Annotated in this window: 14 protein-coding genes; all 14 read left to right on the top strand. The window is 44.7% G+C overall.

What is annotated here, in order from left to right; all coding sequences use genetic code 11:
- The first annotated feature begins 485 nt into the window (after positions 1 to 485).
- The 14 genes from rbfA (at position 486) to QZN42_RS07885 (ending at position 18,338) form a co-directional block, all read left to right on the top strand.
- Positions 486 to 839, top strand: a complete 354-nt coding sequence (gene rbfA / locus QZN42_RS07950) for a 30S ribosome-binding factor RbfA (RefSeq protein ID WP_296956264.1) — start codon at positions 486 to 488, stop codon at positions 837 to 839.
- Positions 836 to 1,855, top strand: a complete 1,020-nt coding sequence (locus QZN42_RS07945) for a bifunctional oligoribonuclease/PAP phosphatase NrnA (protein ID WP_296956260.1) — start codon at positions 836 to 838, stop codon at positions 1,853 to 1,855. The genes rbfA and QZN42_RS07945 overlap by 4 nt, the downstream gene beginning before the upstream one ends.
- Positions 1,855 to 2,706, top strand: coding sequence for a tRNA pseudouridine(55) synthase TruB (truB, locus tag QZN42_RS07940; RefSeq protein ID WP_296956257.1), 852 nt, complete (start codon positions 1,855 to 1,857; stop codon positions 2,704 to 2,706). Before QZN42_RS07945 ends, truB begins: the two co-directional genes overlap by 1 nt.
- Before the next feature lie 5 nt (positions 2,707 to 2,711).
- On the top strand, positions 2,712 to 3,647 hold the full coding sequence (locus QZN42_RS07935) for a bifunctional riboflavin kinase/FAD synthetase (protein WP_296956254.1): 936 nt from the start codon (positions 2,712 to 2,714) through the stop codon (positions 3,645 to 3,647).
- 955 nt (positions 3,648 to 4,602) lie between these two features.
- Entirely contained in the window at positions 4,603 to 5,904 is a 1,302-nt protein-coding gene (locus QZN42_RS07930) for an SPFH domain-containing protein (protein ID WP_296956252.1), read from the top strand.
- 288 nt (positions 5,905 to 6,192) lie between these two features.
- On the top strand, positions 6,193 to 7,299 hold the full coding sequence (locus tag QZN42_RS07925; protein WP_296956249.1) for a hypothetical protein: 1,107 nt from the start codon (positions 6,193 to 6,195) through the stop codon (positions 7,297 to 7,299).
- A gap of 9 nt (positions 7,300 to 7,308) precedes the next feature.
- Positions 7,309 to 8,061 carry a YgcG family protein gene (locus tag QZN42_RS07920; RefSeq protein ID WP_296956246.1) on the top strand — a complete coding sequence of 251 codons (753 nt, stop codon included), beginning with the start codon at positions 7,309 to 7,311 and terminating at the stop codon, positions 8,059 to 8,061.
- A gap of 17 nt (positions 8,062 to 8,078) precedes the next feature.
- Positions 8,079 to 8,438, top strand: a complete 360-nt coding sequence (locus QZN42_RS07915) for a Rid family hydrolase (RefSeq protein ID WP_296956243.1) — start codon at positions 8,079 to 8,081, stop codon at positions 8,436 to 8,438.
- Positions 8,439 to 8,760: 322 nt separating this feature from the next.
- Positions 8,761 to 9,117 carry a hypothetical protein gene (locus QZN42_RS07910; RefSeq protein WP_296956240.1) on the top strand — a complete coding sequence of 119 codons (357 nt, stop codon included), beginning with the start codon at positions 8,761 to 8,763 and terminating at the stop codon, positions 9,115 to 9,117.
- Positions 9,118 to 9,131: 14 nt separating this feature from the next.
- On the top strand, positions 9,132 to 11,642 hold the full coding sequence (locus QZN42_RS07905) for an Hsp70 family protein (RefSeq protein WP_296956237.1): 2,511 nt from the start codon (positions 9,132 to 9,134) through the stop codon (positions 11,640 to 11,642).
- Positions 11,643 to 11,647: 5 nt separating this feature from the next.
- The gene (locus tag QZN42_RS07900) at positions 11,648 to 13,051 is read left to right on the top strand and encodes an ATP-binding protein (protein ID WP_296956235.1); all 1,404 of its coding nucleotides are present in this window, start codon (positions 11,648 to 11,650) and stop codon (positions 13,049 to 13,051) included.
- Between the two features lie 23 nt (positions 13,052 to 13,074).
- Positions 13,075 to 15,150 (top strand): hypothetical protein, encoded by a 2,076-nt coding sequence (locus QZN42_RS07895; protein ID WP_296956233.1) that lies wholly within the window; start codon positions 13,075 to 13,077, stop codon positions 15,148 to 15,150.
- A gap of 24 nt (positions 15,151 to 15,174) precedes the next feature.
- Positions 15,175 to 17,184, top strand: a complete 2,010-nt coding sequence (locus tag QZN42_RS07890) for a hypothetical protein (protein ID WP_296956230.1) — start codon at positions 15,175 to 15,177, stop codon at positions 17,182 to 17,184.
- Between the two features lie 29 nt (positions 17,185 to 17,213).
- A complete protein-coding gene (locus QZN42_RS07885) occupies positions 17,214 to 18,338 on the top strand; it encodes a glycoside hydrolase family 3 N-terminal domain-containing protein (RefSeq protein WP_296956225.1) in 1,125 nt (374 codons plus the stop codon).
- The last annotated feature ends 144 nt before the right edge of the window (positions 18,339 to 18,482 follow it).

Below are 18,482 nucleotides of genomic sequence, written 5' to 3'. Positions count from 1 at the left end.
TCCTCAATGCCGCATAAAACATCCCAGTATACTTTGGAATGCAATAATGCAGATTTCATCGGAGCTGCCAGGTTATTTAAGGGTGCGAAGTTTGAGTTAATAGTTATTAGTTCGCAGTTTTTCATGCATGTGGACTTGCTGTGATTAAGGATAATGGTTAATAGTTCTTTGTGAAATACAGGTGCCATTAACCATTATCTGTTACCTATTAACAAATGCTCAGTCTCTCTTCAGATTGACCGGAAATAAAATGAATGGTTAATGGTATCTCTTTTGAGATGTACCATTAACCATTATTTTTTCTATACAACGGAAATAATGAAAGGACGGGGGTTTCCTTATTTCCGTATTTCCATATGGTATACTAATAAGGGAAGAAAAATCCCTTTGCCTGTTTTATTGATATTTTCTGTTATCGGTGAATGGATGGTTTTGAAATAGGATTTCCATAACTGATAACTTTTCTAAAGATAGCGAGGTACAATATGTCTGAATTACGAGTCAGGAAAGTACAGGAATTCATCAAGCAGGAAGTGAGCAATATGCTCCTCAACGAATTGAAGGATCCCCGCATCGGCTTTGTCACCGTGACAGGTGTGGAAGTGACGGGGGACCTTCGGGAAGCGAAGATTTTCGTATCTCTTTTCGGGGATGAAAAGATGAAGAAGGCTTCCCTGGAAGGCCTGAACAAGGCCAAGGGCTTTATCCGGAAGGAACTGGGCCAGCGGCTGAAGATTTATTACACGCCGGAGCTTTTCTTTGAAGAAGACAAGTCTCTGGACTATGGTATGCATATCGATGGTCTTTTGAAAAAAATTCACAAGGAGGATGAGGAATGAGTCTTTCTTATGATCCAATGAAAGCGATTTCTAAGGAAATTACCAAGGAAGAAGCCATCGAATTCCTGAAATCCCACAACCGTTTCCTCCTCATCGGCCATGAGCATCCGGACGGAGATGATGTGGGTTCTATCTGTGCCCTGCACAATGCGCTTCTCCTCATGGGCAAAGAAGCGGATATGGTGCTGCCGGACCCGGTGCCCCATGTATATACCCTTGTCAAAACAAGCGCGAAGGTGATGACGGAAATCCCGGAAGGACGGGACTATGATGCCCTTGTTTTCACGGATCTGGGAAATCTGGAACGGGGCGGAATGAAGAAATTCAAATTCCCCGATGTAGATTCCCTCTGTATCGACCATCATGAATCCAATGAACATTACACCGATTACCTCTATCTGAAATACCGCTATGCGGCAACGGCGGAGCTTCTCTCTGAAATGTTCTTCGATATGGGACTTACCCTGGATGAGGATACCTGCAACGCCCTCTACATGGCTCTCTGCACGGACAGCGGATTCTTCAGCTTCTCCTGCACCAGTGAGCATACTTTGACCATGGCTGCCAAACTGGTAGGCATGGGAGCCAAACCGGATTATATTTCCAACCGCCTCGATGAGAAGACGCCGGCTGCCATGGAATGCTGGGGCCGCGTGTCGTCCACGGTGAAGACTTTTGCCGGCGGTCAGATCGTGACTGCTTTTATGGATGAAAAGTCCATGGAACTGGACGGGGAAAATTCCGATGCCTATGCATCCATTCCGAGAAGCCTTGCGGGCTGCCAGATTGCAGCGCTCCTGAAATATCGCAAAGATGAAGAAGGAAAGGTGATCACCCGTATTTCCCTCCGTTCCACAGAACATTGCAATGTGGGAAGGCTTGCCCAGAGATTCAAGGGAGGCGGTCATTGGAAAGCCTCGGGCTGCACCATTGAAAAACCTATTGAAGAAGCGATGCCCATCCTTGTGAAAGAAGCGGAGAAATTCCTTCCCGGAGGAGAGGAGTACCATCTCTGATGGACGGAGTCATTAATGTATGGAAGCCGAAGGGTTTCACTTCCTTCGATGTGATTGCCCGGCTCCGCCGCATTTACCACCAGAAGAAAATAGGCCATGGAGGCACCCTGGATCCCATGGCGGAAGGGGTGCTTCCCGTCTTTCTCGGCCGTGCCGCAAGGCTTATCGAATATGCGCCTATTCATAAAAAGTCCTATGAAGCGGAATTTACCATGGGTATTTCCACGGATACGGAAGACATGACAGGGACGATCCTTGAAAGAGGACCCATTCCGGAAGATACGTCAGTCTTTGAAAAGGCGGCGGAGAAATTCCGCGGGGATATCCTGCAGGTACCTTCCGCCTATTCCGCGAAAAAAATCAACGGGGAGCGGGCCTATAAACTGGCACGCGAAGGAAAGGAAGTCCATCTTGCGCCCCGGCCCGTCACTATTTATAAACTGGAAATACTGGAAATAAAAGCGCCTTATATCCGCCTTTCCGTCACCTGCTCTGCCGGCACCTACATCCGCGCTTTAGGAAGGGACCTGGGGAAAGAAGCGGGCTACCTTCTTACTATGGATAAGCTGGTGAGGACGGAAATGGGACCGTTCTCCTTAAAAGAAGCAAAAACACTGGAAGAAATAGAGAAAAATCCGGAAGGGGCGCTTCTCACGGATCTTCATCCCATCCTTTCGGCTCTGCCGCAGGTTGAAATTTCTGCAAAAGAAGCAGCCGGTTTCTTACAGGGGAAAAGGCTTCGCACAAAAGAAGAAGACCTGGAAAAAGCTGCCATTTTCAGCGAAGGAAATTTCCTGGGTATCGCATCTATTTCAAAGAAAATCATTCATCCAAAGAAAGTGTTCAACTGACAGTCATGGAAATTTATCATCATCTCAATGAAATTCCACAGGATAAAAAGCTGGTGCTGGCCATCGGCTTTTTTGACGGCTGTCACAGGGGTCACCAGGTGGTTTTTGAAAAAGTCCGCTCCCTTGCCCGGGAAAAAGGAGCCCTTCCCGGAGTCCTCACTTTCTTTCCTCATCCCATGACCATTCTGGCGCCCAGCATCCGAGTGCCTCTCCTTCAGTCGGAAGAAGAAAAAGTGGTTTCTCTTAAAAAGGCAGGGATGAAACTTTCCCTCTTCATCCGGCCGGATCAGGCATTCCTTTCAGAAAGCACGGAAGCTTTCATGAAGAAACTGGCTTCCCTTGACGGCCTTCTGGGCCTGGTGGTGGGAGAGAACTTCACCTTTGGCAAGGGAGCGCTGGGAAACAGCGAAAGCCTTCTTTCCTATTTCAAAGATTCCCGGGTGACGGTGAATATCGTAAAGCTGGCGGAAGGAAAGGGAGCGCCTTTTTCTTCCACCAGAATCCGGGAAGAAATCCTTTCCGGACATATGGAAGAGGCCGCCCGCCTTCTCGGCCGCCCCTATACCATGCAGGGAGATGTGGTCCACGGTTTCCGGCGGGGTCACGAGGTGCTGGGATTTCCTACGGCCAATCTTTCCTTCCGGGAAGACCGGGTGCTTCCGCCCGACGGAGTCTATGCCACCCGGGCCAGGGTCAATGGGAAGCGGTACGATGCGATTACGAATATCGGTACCAATCCTACCTTTGGAAATACAGAGCGAACCATAGAGACCTTCATTTTCCATTTCGAAGAATCCATCTATGGGAAACCTTTCACCCTCGAGTGGGTGAGCCGCCTCCGGGGAGAGAAAAAATTTGAATCCTTCGAAGCGCTCAAGGCACAGATCGCGGTGGATATCAGGCAGGCGGAGAAGGTGCTTGGTACAAGTGGTAAGTGGTAAGTGAATGTGGCGCGCATCAGAAAATGAGCGCGCCTTTTTTTATAAATAAAAAAGCAGTCATTTCTCAATGAATCTTCATTTTGAAATGGCTGTTTTATTGTGAGAAAAGGAAAAATTCTGTCGTTCTTTGATTAACTATATGTAAAATCGCAAAGTGCGGGCAGCACGCATTATATAAGATTGGTTTGCGGCAGCCAACCATATCCTTCACTTATCACTTCCCACTTACCACGTATCACTTTAAATAAAAAAGCCTGCCGCCTCTTTTGAGTGACAGGTCTTCCGTGGAAGAGACAAAAAAGCCGCCCTGCGGCGGCTTTCAGGCGAATCAGTTGTTGCGGGAAGACTGGAGTTCCAGTAAAGCCCAGCAGATGGTTTCCTTTTCTTCTTCGACAATAACTTCTTTTTCAACCTGATTTTCTTTCATGAGTGCCTCCACTTGTATAAATCCCGCGTCTTTGCGGATCTTCATTAATTTGTGAGTATAATATATATCTTTTATACCTGCTTATCCAATATTTCTTTTATGCAAATTGATTCATTACTTATATAGGAATTCATACATTGCAGGCCATGATTTTTTAAATTATCCATTTGTCAATTATATAGATTGTAAGTTATGCGAGTCATAGATAAAATTTTAAAGTTATGATTTCAGGGTGGAAAACATTCCCCTGCGTCCCCGTCTTTATTATGATAAAATATGAATAAAAGAGTGGAAACAAGATGAAGGGCTTTTATCAATGAAGGGCTGTGCATCGGAAGTTCCGGCATATGATTTATCGGAGAAAAGGACTTTGAAAATATATCATTGCGGCGCTCATGATTTTGCGCCGCACCACCCCGACAGTCCCGATACTCCCGATATTTCCGACAGCCCCGATCCAAAAGTTTCCGTTTCTGAAGTTATCTTATTTTTATAGAGAACAGGATAAATTTACATAAGGAGGTTAGTATGGGTCTCATTAAAGCAGGAATCGGTGCAATCGGCGGTGTGCTGGCAGATCAGTGGAAAGAATTCTTCTACTGCGACAGTATGACTCCGGACATCCTCATGACAAAAGGGGAGAAGAAAGTGAGCCGGTTCGGCCGTTCTTCCAATACAGGCGGCGAAGATAATATTATTTCCAACGGCTCGAAAATAGCCGTCAATAACGGTCAGTGCATGATGATCGTGGAATCCGGCAAAGTGGTGGATCTCTGTGCGGAGCCGGGGGAATACACGTACGACAAATCCACGGAGCCTTCCATCTTCACCGGCTCTCTTGGAGAAGGAGTGAAGGAAATCTTCCACCAGATCGGTCGTCGTTTCACCTTTGGCGGAGATACGGGGAAAGACCAGCGGGTGTACTATTTCAACCTGAAGGAAATCGTTGGAAATAAATATGGAACCCCGGCGGAAGTACCTTTCAAAGTGGCAGACCAGGCGACAGGCCTCAATCTGCTCGTCCGCATCCGCTGCTTTGGGGAATACAGCTACAAAATCACGAACCCCATCCTTTTCTATACGAATGTGGCAGGCAATGTAGCCGACGTATACGACCGGAAAATGCTGGACAGCCAGCTGAAGAGCGAACTGCTGACGGCCCTCCAGCCCGCTTTTGCGAAACTTTCCGCCCAGCACATCGATTATACGGAACTTCCGGGCCATACCTTTGAAATGGCGGACGCCTTAAATGAAGTGCTTTCGAAGAAATGGCGGGACCTTCGAGGGATTGAAATCGTTTCCTTTGGTATGAACAGCGTAAAAGCCAACGAAGAAGACGAGGCAAAAATCCAGAAACTCCAGATGGGAGCTGCCATGGCCCGTCCTGATATCGCTATGGGAGCCATGACCGATGCGACAACCGATGCCATGCGGACAGCTGCAGGAAATGAAAGCAATATGGGCGCTGCCGTAGGATTTATGGGTATGAATATGGCAGGAAATGCAGGAACCGGTATGTATCAGGCTGTGGCTGCTCAGGCGGAAAAAGCACAGGCCGCTTACCAGACGCAGCAGAAAAAAGTATCCGGCTGGACCTGCCCTTCCTGCGGTGCAGAAGGAAATACAGGGAAATTCTGCAGCAACTGCGGAAAGCCGAAACCGGAAGAAAAGAAACCCTGGGACTGCCCCTCCTGCGGACAGAAAGGAAATACGGGAAACTTCTGCAGCAATTGCGGAGCGCCAAAGCCCGCCGGCTGGACCTGTCCCTCCTGCGGAACCATGAATCAGGGGAAATTCTGCACCAACTGCGGGACGAAGAAGCCGGAATAAGAGACAATTATTGCTTGAAACGATATTTATATTTCGTTTTGAGGAATTGGGAATTAGAGATTAGGGGCGGTGGGCCGCAACAAAAGAAGACGGCCCATTTATATAAAAAAATTCCGGGGGTCTTAATTTCCGGTTTCTCAGAATCCCGGAAAACTGAAGGTGCAGGGAAAATCTTATATAAAAAGGCGCGCTTTCTAATTTTATGCGCCACCTTCCCTAATCCCTCCTGCACTAATGTCACTATGCTTTATAAATACTTATTGACTCTACCCGAATTGAGGTGAAATTATGCCCGATACGACAGTCGCCTATTCCTGTCCGAACTGCGGGGGACCGCTGGAGATGGTGCCGGGGCAGAAGAAAATCGTCTGTCCCTATTGCGATACGGAATTTGAGACGGCGGCCCTGGAGAAGCTTTTTGCCAAAAAAGAAGAAATGGCGGCAGAGGTGGAAAAGGCCAAAGAAGCTAAATTTGATACCGATGCGGCAGGGAAAGACTGGACGGAGGAGGAAATGGAGCACCTCCGCACCTTTACCTGTTCCGCCTGCGGGGCAGAGCTTGTGTGCGATGAAAATACCATGGCCACCGAATGCTGCTACTGCGGCAATCCCACTATGATTCCCTCCCGTTTCACAGGCATGCTGAAGCCCGATTTCATCCTTCCCTTCAAAAAGACGAAGGAGGAAGCCATGGCGGCCCTTAAAAAATTTTATGAAGGGAAATTCCTTCTGCCCTCCAATTTTATTTCCAGGAACAGGGTGGAAGATATCCAGGCCATGTATGTGCCCTTCTGGCTTTTTGACTCTGACGTCCATGCCAGTGCCCAGTTCCGGGCGGAATCGGACAATGTGATCAATACGCCGGACGAAGTCATTACCCAGACCAGCATTTATGACTGTCACCGGGAAGGAACCATGCAGTTCAGAAATATTCCCGTAGATGGCAGTAAAAAGATGAATGACCAGTACATGGAATCCCTGGAACCCTTCGATTTTTCCGAAATGGTGCCCTTTACTCCGGGCTATATGGCAGGGTGCCTCGCCGATAAGTACGATGTGGATGCAGAGGCAGCTGCCTCCAGGGCGGACGAGAGGGTGCACCGGACGGCAGTGAATGAACTGGAAGATACGGTCACCGGCTATACCCGCTGCTCCCTGACCGATGAAGCGGTAGTGAAGGACAAAGGCCATGCCTCTTACGCCCTCCTTCCCGTGTGGATCCTTACCACCCGGTATCAGGACAAGCCCTACACCTTCATGATGAACGGACAGACCGGAGAAGTGGTGGGATTTCTTCCCTATGACAGGCAGAAATCCTGGATGGTCCTTGCGGTAGTCACCATCGTCATGCTGCCCATTTTCTATTTCCTTGTCTCCCTGTTTCTGAACGTGTAAGGAGGGCCTATGAAAAAACTATGGAAAATCCTCCTTGCCCTTGCCCTTTTCCTCATGCCCGCCTTTGCGGAAGCGGCTGGAAATCTGTCGGATCAGGCAAAACTTCTCTCTTCCACGGAAAAGCAGATCGTGGAGACAGAGCTTTCGAAGATGGATGAGAAATACAGCGTCCACATGATGATTGTCACGGCCAGGTCCATTCCAGGAGGAAATATCGGGACTTACGCCAACCGGTACCTGGATAACAATCTCAAAGGGAAAAATGGAAATATGGTCCTCATGATTTCCATGGGCTCCCGGGAATGGTATATTTCCACGGACAATGCCATGCGGAAGAAAATCACCGATGATAAAGGAATCCAGCAGCTGGCCAATGAAATGGTGCCCTCCATGTCCAGAGGCAATTATTATGAAGCTTTCAGGAAATACATCAGCGCCTCAGACAAACTGCTTGCTTACTACGCCAAAGAGGGAAGGCCCTATGTGGAAAAGTCCACTTTGGACTACGCGGCCTATCCCATCATCCTCATTCTTTCCCTCCTCGTGGGCATGGCCGTCCGGTCCCATCTCATCGCGCAGATGAAGAACCTGGACTTTTCCTATAATGCATCGTCCTACCTCGTGCCGGGGAGCTTCAGGCTGAACGGGGCAAAGGATATCTTTCTCTTCATGAATATTTCCAGAATCAGGAAACCCAAACAGCCCAGGGTCACTATGTCCAGCCGCGACGGCAGCCACGGAGGCGGCGGGGGAAGATTTTAAACCGAAAGGAGAAAATGATGAGCGAAATTCAATTCAAAAATGGAAACGGTCGGTTTTCAGAAGCTGTCATTCACAGTGGAATCATTTATACATCTGGCATCGTAGGAGATACGCCGGGAGCAGATGCCTCGCTCCAGACAAAGGAAATCCTGGCCCATTTCGATCGAATCCTGGCAGAGAATCACTCTGATAGAAAGCATATCCTGGACCTCACCGTCATCATTCCTGATATCCGGAAAAATGTGAATGTGGTAGGGGATATCATCAATGCCTGGGTCAATCAGGATGCCCTTCCCGCCCGCTTTACCTACCAGGGGCTGCTGGTCAGTCCCCTTTGGAACGTGGAAATCAGCATGCGGGCCGCACAGAAATCATAGTATTTCCGGAATCTGAAAGTCCGGACAGCCTCGCCGTCAACTTCTGTTGGAATGGAACCATGGCAGGGGAAGCTTCTGAATGAAAGTAATCAGTGGTAAGTGATAAACGGGCCCGCCAAGTCAGGTGCGGGCCCTTTACACTGCCGGACTTTTGTCATATTGACGCAGCCGGATTTGCATGTGCTATGCAAAAAATGTATAGGATTCGGCATCTGGTATGCAGGATGTATATAAATGTAACGCTTGAAATATTCCTATAATCTTTTTATGATGAAATACAGTTAAAATAATTTTTTGTTTGTCGATAAGGGCGTGATTGGAAATGGACGAGGAATTTATAGATTTACTCTGTGAAACGATAAGATTCCAGAAATCTGTAAAAAAGCTTTGGGAATCAAGGATTTCAATAGATGGTATAAAAAACAGAAAGATGGATATAGCGAATAACCGCCTGACGAAAAAAATTGAAAAATTATGTGATAGACTACATGTAGAAATTATTGATAAGGAATATGAAAACACAGAGTATGACGTAGGTATCCCCGTCGATCCGCTTAACCTTGATGATTTTGATAAAAACGAGAAACTCTATATAGGAACTATGCTGGAACCGATTATTAAAGAAAAAGGAACAGCCAATATTATCAAAAACGGCAAGGCCGTTCTTGTTGCAAAATAAAGGGAGACTGAACAATGGCTTATTATATCGGTATTGATTTGGGAACAACGAATAGTGCAATTGCAACATTTGATGGTGAAAAAACAAGGGTATGGAAGACAAAGGAACAGACCGATGTGACTCCATCCTGTATTTTTATTGATAAAAAAGGCCGTACATTTTATGGAAATAAGGCATATAAAGCATTAAACCGCTATGAGGACAGAGTGGCTCATAAATTTAAACGGTTTATGGGGACCAGCACGCCTATAGAATTTGCCGGAAAAACGTTGACTCCGGAAGAATGCAGCGCGGAAATTTTAAAGGAATTATTCCGCTGCCTACCGGAAGATATTTCACAGGCAGAAGACAGATATACCGTCATTACTGTCCCCGCGGCATTTGATCAGATGCAGAATGAGGCGACAAAGAATGCGGCTAAAATGGCAAATATCGGTAAAGTGGCAGTCATGCAGGAACCGGTCGCAGCCATTATGAGTGTTATGAATAATGCGGAAATCAAGAATGGTACATTTCTCATTTTTGATATGGGCGGCGGTACACTGGATGTTGCTATTGCAAACTGCGTAAACGGTAAAGTGGATGTGATTGCCCATGGTGGTATTGCCATGTGCGGCGGTGTAGATATTGATAATCGGATCGTTTCCAATATCATAGTTCCCTGGCTTGTTGATAATGATGATTATGACATTCCAGAAAATTTTGCCGGGATTCCCAGATACCAGAAACTTCTGAAGAGAGCTGCTTTTCTGGCGGAAGAAGCGAAAATTGAACTTTCTTCCTCTGAAGAGGCTGAGATTTATGGTCCATTAGGCCCTGATATTGTGGATGAATCCGGAGAAGAAATTGAACTGGACATTACGATTCATCGTGACCAGGTCAATCATCTGATTGGAGATCTCCTTAGAAGTGCCGTGGATTGTGCAAGGGATACCATTAAACGTTCCGGTATTTCCGCAACTAATTTTGAAAGAATTGTTTTCATTGGTGGTCCAACAAATTATAAACCCCTCAGAGACTATGTTTCTAAAGAACTGGGAATTCGTACCGAGGGGCTTGAAGTCAATCCGATGACCGCTGTAGCGGAAGGTGCATCTATTTATGCGGAAAACATTGACTGGACAAATGAAGAACATGAGCGTAAAAGCACGAACGGCACCATTGAATCTGCTTCCAGCCTCGGGCTGAGTTTCAAATATGAAGCCCGCACCACAAAGGAAAAAGCACGTCTCGCTATATTAATGAAAGCAAATGTAACCGGTTATAATCTGCAGGTTCGCAGTTCTGATACTGGCTGGGATTCCGGGCTGCTTGCGCTGAAAAATAAGTCTATGATTATGCTTCCTTTGGCCAAAAAAGGAGAAAATACTTTTGAAGTCACCGTATTTGATCCGTATAACAGAAAAATCGCTCTGGATGAAGATACGATTACCATTACAAGGACCATGTCTACGGTTGGCTCTGTCCTGGCTTCCTATACTCTGGGAGTCGAAGTCAAAGCAAATAGCCTGAGTAATGAAACTGTACTTGATATCCTGGTACATGAAGGGGATAAACTTCCGGTCAAAGGAATTAAAAAATATAAAGCTGCGGAAAAAATTAAAGCCGGCGATGAAGCAAGTATCAATTTTAAACTTTGGCAGGGCAATATTACGTCCAATATTCATGATAATAAATTCGTAGGCTGTCTGAAATTGGCAGGTACGGATCTTGATTATGGAGCAATCCGGAAAGATGATGATATTGAATTTGAATATACAATTAACGAAGCCGGCTCTATTGACGTCAAAGTGAATCTTGAAAGATTAGATATTACAGTGGATAGTAATAGAAGCTTTTATGCAGCTGATGCCGGTCAAAAAGATATGAGCAGTGAACAGGCTGTAGCTGAGGTCGTTGATGAGGGCAGGTATCTGGAAGAAAGGGCCGATTCCCTTGGAGGGACCGTGCAGGATTCCAGAATTATGGAAGTTCAGAAAATAGCAGAAAATGCACAGGCCCTTGATGATGATGCGATTATTGATCCGGAAAAAGTAAAAAAGAATTCTGATGAAATCATCCGGGCAAAGAAACTTTTAGATGATATTCGAAATGATAATCTCGTCAAAGTAAGGCAATCTGAACTTGATAAGGTAAAAGAAGAATATCAGGAGGAAATTAAAGACCTGGCAACATCTGTCGAAAACCAGGAATTCACCAATGCATTTAATAATCTAAATTCTTTAATTTCACGTAAAGATAAAGGCTTTGAATCGGCAATAGAGGAACTTAAAACAAGATTTTTCCGGATTCGATTTGAACGTTCAAATTCCTATATTGTTGGATTCTTTAATTATTTCAGACGGCGTCCATTTTTGTTTGATGACCAGAAATTGTTTAGAAATCTTCTGGATGAAGGTTTTAAGGCAATTCAAGATGATCAATATGATCGACTGAGGGACGTTGTTATCTTATTGTGGCGTAATGCAAATGTTGGCAGCGGTGACGACATGAGCAGCATTACAGCAAATATTATCAGGGGCTGATAGCAATGGAACCGGAATTAAGAAGAGGAGACGAAGTCCTGGATGGATTTCGCGTCACTAAAGTGATATGCAATAAGGATTCTTATGCCCTGTATAAAGTAGAGGGGAAACGGTATGCCCTCTGCGTATCAGGCGCCGTTGTTGATTTCTGGATTACCGGTGAGTGGCTTCCGAAGGAATTCGTGAAAGACCGGTTCCAACCGTTCCAAAACGGATATTGTTATTTTTCAGACGAAGGATTTAAAATCTTTACTGCTTTATGGGGACCTTATCCGGAAGATACGGAAGAGATTGAGGAATTTGCATGTGGTTTAAAGGATTTTCGCCAGAAGTATGGTGAAAATCATCTTCCGAATCTGGCATTCATTGAAAAATTGGGCCTTATGCTGCCATTGCCTTCTGATGATGATGGGCAGGTAACAGCCGGAAATCTTTTTGGAAAATGGATGACCGGCGGTGCTTCCGTTGATGTTTGTGACAGCCATTCAAAGGTTAAAGTATTCTGCGACTGGCTCGATGAAGATGATATCAACCGGTTTGTCAAAATGGCCGGCTTAGATTCTGAGCTTTCTAAGAAAACGGGGAAAGAGCAGAAGCAGGCTAAAGTGGAAGTAAAAGAGAAGGAAATGACTTATGAAGGGGATTTCTATCTCCCTGGCAGAGAAAAGCTGTCTAAATTCTTTAATGATAGAATTGTCGATTTTCTGCGTCATCAGGGTGAGTATCAGAGGATGGGGATCCATACCATGCCTGCAGTCCTGTTGTATGGTAAACCGGGCAGTGGCAAAACCTATGCTGTAGAGCAGCTGGCAAAATATCTGAAACTTCCGTATTATGAAATCAATGCACAGTCTGTGGCCAGCCCCTATATCCATGACACCAGTAAAAAAATCGGTGAAGTTTTCCAAAAGGCTATCGACCAGGCGCCATCAGTACTTGTCATTGATGAAATCGAGGCATATGTCGGTCAGCGGACCAGTAATTCTCAATCTTTCAATATAGAGGAAGTAGACGAATTTTTAAGGAATATTCCACGTGCCATCGAAGCGAAAGTGATTGTGTTCGGCATGACGAATCATTTGGAAATGATCGATTCCGCAATACTGCGAAAAGGCCGCTTTGATGAAATCATCGAAGTGGGAATGCCCATCCGGGATGAAGTATTTGCCGTTTTGGAGGATAAATTCGGAAATTTACCATTGGCAGATGATATTGATATAAGTAAGTATGCTCAAAAACTGGCAGGTCATCCCATGTCAGATATTTCCTATGTTATTCGTGAGGCGGGCAGGACTGCCGTCAGGGCACGTGAATCGGTTATTACAGACGAAATCGTCATGCAGGTTATCAACCGCATGACCACTCAAAATAAACAGGAATCTACTGACCATAAGACGATTGGTTTTTAATAATAGGATGATAGGAAAATTTTATGGAACTGCGACAGAATCCTTTCTCTGTTCTGGGGATAACTCCGGAAAGCAGCATTGAAGAAATAAATGATGCTGCAGAAAACCTTGCCTTTATGAATGAGGATATGGAAACAACTTATGAGCAGGCAAGGATGATGCTGACATCACCTAATCGCAGGCTTTGTGCCGAGGTAAGATGGATTTTCAGTAATCCGGATATGATGTCGGAAGAAATGTATTTTTCGGATAATGACTGGGGAGAATATCTTACTCATAGAGAACAGTCCATCTTTTGTGCACATAAATTATCAAATCTTATTGATTCTTTACATACAGGGAGATATTCTTCTCAGGAATGGGAGAATCTTGCTATTCAGTGTATAAGAAAGCTGGATAACAGCTGCTTTTGGATGTTTGACAGTGACGAAATCAATGATTTACTTTTTGAAATAAATTCTGCAAGGACCTGTGCGAGGATCGATCGCATTCATGATCCCGATATGATTACTGATACTTTACGCACTGCTATGAGGGAAGACATTCTCCCTCTTATTCATAGCATGATGCAAAGTATCGATATCCAATTGGCAGCTTCTTTATTGAATACAATTGTTTCGATGAAAGCAATTGGCAGTGATAATAGAAAAGGCTATCATGAAATTATAGAAGAAATGATTTCTTCCTATAATGAAATGATTCAAAATGAACTCACGGACTTGTCTGATGACATTCAAGAAAAAATTGAAAATATAGAAGAAGGATGGGTCCGGATAGATTCGGAATCAGATTTAGACAGCCTGCTGTCAGAGGTAAAACAGTTTGATTTCCTGGCACAGCCTTTGCAGCTTTACTTCCTTGACAGGGGAGAATCAAAGAATCAGGAAGAAAGCAATCAAATAGGGCGTGCATTGCGGGATTTGGGTGTTTATTTTAACAATGAACAAAATAGACCGGATTTGTCTAAAATCATTATTGACTGCATTAAAGATGTATTTCCGGAACTCCCAGGAATTTATGAACAGACAAAAACTGACGAGAAAGCAATTGACCAGATATTACGAAAACGGGATTTTGTGTCTAAACTTCAGAATATAGAAAATGAATTATCCCGTTTTATTGTGCGGGAAAATGGACATGAAGCAGAAAACAGAAAGAATATATTGAACCATAAAGATCAATGGTTACAGCAAATAGATGATCTTTTTAATCACATAATAGTTGCAGATGACGATTCTATAGAATCATTTTATGGCTCCCTGGCTGCAACCTGCTCTCATTTAGCATCGGGCTGTACTTGGGGTGATCTATGGGAACTTGCATATCAGGTGAATCAGAAAGCTGTTGCAATTGCAGGTCTTTCCAAAGATAAAGAATTGCAAAAAAGGCTATCAGACGATAATTCCGTTTACTCCGACGGTGCAAGAAAAGAACGACTTCAAAAAGAGCGTATGGAAGGAGATCAGCTTAATAATAGAAATAGTAAAACAAACACATCCACCACAAAGGTTGGAATGAACACAGTAAATCCAGATGACGATGAAATACTTTATGAAGAAAAGTGGGGGCTTATTCCTGAGGACCATGTCAAAATTACGAAGAAGAGTATAACCTTCAATAATTGGGAGATATTGTTTAAAAATGTTCAACATATTCGTGTTGGCTCTGTCCTAGAAGATTTTTTTCACTATCATTATCTTGAATTGTGCTGCGCTGATGTTAGTCATACAATAAAAATAACAGAATACTCTTCAACATTCGATAAGATTGTTAAATTGGTAATTTCCGCTGTGGGCCCTCAAATTTTTGAGAATATGATTTTATATGCGAAATCTGGAAAGTATAGAAAAATAGGCAGTATTGAATATGGAGATAGCGGGGTTCTATGCAAAAAGGGTTTTTTCAGCCGTAAAACTTTATTGGTACCATGGCGGGAAATTCAAACTTCAACCAAGAACGGACGTCTTGTTGTGAGCGATGGAAATTCCCTTTATAAAACAGCGGCTTATCTTGACTGCTACGATGTAATTTTTCTGGAAATGCTGATTAACGCAGTAAAAAGTAACGGCTTTGACCGATTAAGTCAATTACTTGACTGAGCAAAACGGAGGATCGGGGAATACATGAGATTAAAAGATAATCCTTTCCACAAACTCGGGGTTCATCCGGGGGATACTATTGGAGACATTAATGAAGCTGCTGAAAATAAAAGCTTCATGGATGAGGACAATGCATCCTTATATAATGATGCCCGAGATATTCTTGCTTTTCCTCAAAGGAGAATGGATGCAGAAGTTCTCTATGTGGATTCCGAAGAATCCTCTTTAGATGGCTGCCGGGAAAAACTTTTGAGAGCTGTTGATCAGCTTTATATTTCGGGAGGAATGCTTACCCCTCAGGATGCTGCCGGCAGAATTGTTGAAGTGGACAGGCTGTTTTCTCAATCCCTGGAGGACAGTGAAATCGATGCGCTCTTTAGGAAAATTAATGAGTACAGAAGAGAAGCAGGAATTTCTCCGGTGTCGGATCGAAATGAACTGGGAGAAATTGCCCGTACCCAATATTCAAATAATGTCCATGAGATGTTAAAGTATCTATTTGACAGATATATGGATACAGGTGCAGCTGCCATTGGTGAAAATATCGCGCTTCGTGTGATCAGGCCGGGTCTGGGGAAATCACGGAAGCTGTATGGCGATGTAGTACGGGCTTTTTTTGAATTGTATAATGACAAAATACAGAATGAACTGGGAGCCCGGTGTACAAAAATTCTTGACATGATTGACCAGGCTGAAGGCTATACGGAAATCAGGCAATTGACACCGGTTTTTAATGCGGTTAAAAATTTCAATCTACTGGCCGGACCGCTCCAATTGTACCTGCTTGACATTGGCCAGTCTCAAAAGCAGAGAGAAAGTAACAGTATTGCACAAAAATTAAAAAAACTGTGTATCGATTATCATAATAATTTTGGTCGAACCGAGCTTGCTCTGGCAGTCTGCAGGTTTGAAAAAGAAGAATTTGCAAACTTGCCGGAAATAGCCGCATCTCTGCAATCCGTTGAAGCACAGCTGACCCGCATCGCTTCCACAAAAAAACTTCATGATATCATTGACTTCCTGAATCAGAATGTCATTCAGGATTCAAGCCATCTTGAACAGAACAAATCAATCATTGTGGAAAATAAGGATAGATGGCTGCAATCCGTAAGAAATACTGCCTCTCAAATCGCTTTATATAAGGGCGAAGAAAAGATACAGTTAATCATGATGGTTGCTCTTACGTATTTCTGCCTTGCACAGGCATGTACCTGGGGCGGGCTGTGGGGGTTATGGAACAGCATCCTGAGGGAAGGGCTTCCCTATGCAGAAAAATGTGGCAATCAGGAATTTATTGATAAGTATAAAGGCGCTATTGCACGCAGTGAACAGAAAAGGGAGATGCCACAGGCGCCGGTAAGTCATACAACGCAGCCGGCAGAAAGTTATACACCACAGTCATCAGAAAGTCGTACGGTACGAAATACCGCTGTGACGAATCAACCACCGGCTGCTGAAAGTCATACGTTCCGGAATATCGCTATTGTTGCAGCTGTAATAATACTCCTGTACTTCTTCTTTGGAGGATCCGGTAGCAGTAAACCTGCCCGGCAGCCATCTGTAACACCCAGGACCCCTGTATCAAAAGTAGAAAGGGACATAGAAGCGCGAAAGAAAAAAGACGTTCAGTACAGTAAGCCGGATGCCGGAAAAAGTTCAGTTCAACCTTCAGTTCAACCCCGGACCAATACGTCTTCCGTTCCTTCTGAGTCTCCGGCCGGCGCGTTCAGCAGATTCCACAGGAACATATCGTTGAAAAATTTTGACAGCGCCTGGAATTGCCTGACGCCGGATTTCCAGTCTGCTCTTGAATACAGAGGCTGGGTTCAGGGATACAGGACCACTCTGGGAAGTTATCCGGAGAATGTACATATTACGTACAATGACGGGAATCATGCCGAATTAACTTATCGCCTCCGCGCGGTGGATAATATCAATGGTCGGAAGGTAACCCAGTATTTTGTCGGCTCCTGTTCACTGGTTAACAGGAATGGTTCATGGAAAATCGATTCGATCAGTGCGCGGAAAGTTTAAAACGGAGCGAAGGGGAATTGAACGATAAAATGAAAAAGATATTTTTCTGTGTGGCAGGATTGGCACTTCTTGCCGCTTTAGGTGTTTCCGGATGGATGATTCATCCTTCCGGCAAGGAATCTGTTTCCACAGAGACCGGGCCCCGGCCGCTGACTCTGGAAGAAAAGACGGATAAAGTCGTATCTCAGATGACAGCGTCGCAGAAAATCGGCCAGCTCATGATGATCGGTATCGGCGGACCTGAACTGGATGCCGATGCCCGTTATATGTTAACTGAATTTCCGAACGGTAATGTCATCCTGTTTGATCGGAATATGAAGAAGCCGGAGCAGGTAAAAAAATTAAATGATGACATTACAACTACCGTTATTCAGCAGACAGGACTGAAGCCTTTTATTGCGGTGGATCAGGAAGGCGGCGCCGTCATGCGCATGTCCGACTATCTTCCTGCCATGCCGTCTGCAGAAACATTGGGACAGGGAACCCCGGATGGCGCGAAATCCTGGGCGGTAACTACAGGGCAGGCATTAACAGATCTGGGATTCAATCTTAACTTTGCACCGGTTGTGGATTTGAATGCCGCTTATCATCGCTCCTATGGAAAAACTCCTGAACAGGTCATCCCTTATGCAGAAGCAGTGATTCAGGGATATGATAAGGCGGGGATAAAATCCTGCCTCAAACATTTCCCTGGGATTGGAAAAGTAAAGACAGACCCCCATATGGATGGAGATGTAGTCGATATTTCAAGAGCAGCTCTCGATCGGGAAGATGGGAAACCCTATATTGAGCTGATTAAAAAAACCAATCCCGATACTACGTTTGTCATGGTATCCAATGTAACCTTTCCGCAGCTTGATGCAGCGAATCCGGCCTGCATTTCACCGGCTGTCATGACGAATATCCTTCGAAAAGACTATGGCTATAAAGGCCTGATTTTCACAGATAAACATTATTCTTTCAGTGAAATGGGTGTCAAAGCCATCCAGGCCGGTGCCGATATCATTCTGGTCTGCCATGATTACGGGCATGAACAGGAAGTATTCAATGGACTGCTGAAAGCGTATCGGGATGGGACACTACCAAAAAACATGATTGATTTTAAGGTCCGCAAAATAGTTAAAGTAAAATTGCAGTTGGCAGATGAGAATTAATGAGGAAAACCCGTCGAAATGAAGACGGGTTTTTATTTGGGTAATGAAAACCCCCGGATAGTCCGGGGGTTCAGTATTAGCTTTAGCGGTGATTTTCCAAAGACTAAACAAAAAACCTCCCATGATATAGAATATGGTAATGCG

This window comes from uncultured Dialister sp. (assembly GCA_900314595.1).
Lineage (GTDB): Bacteria > Bacillota > Negativicutes > Veillonellales > Dialisteraceae > Dialister.
The sequence above is the reverse complement of the archived record's forward strand: the minus strand, read 5'-3'. Positions and strand labels throughout refer to the sequence as shown.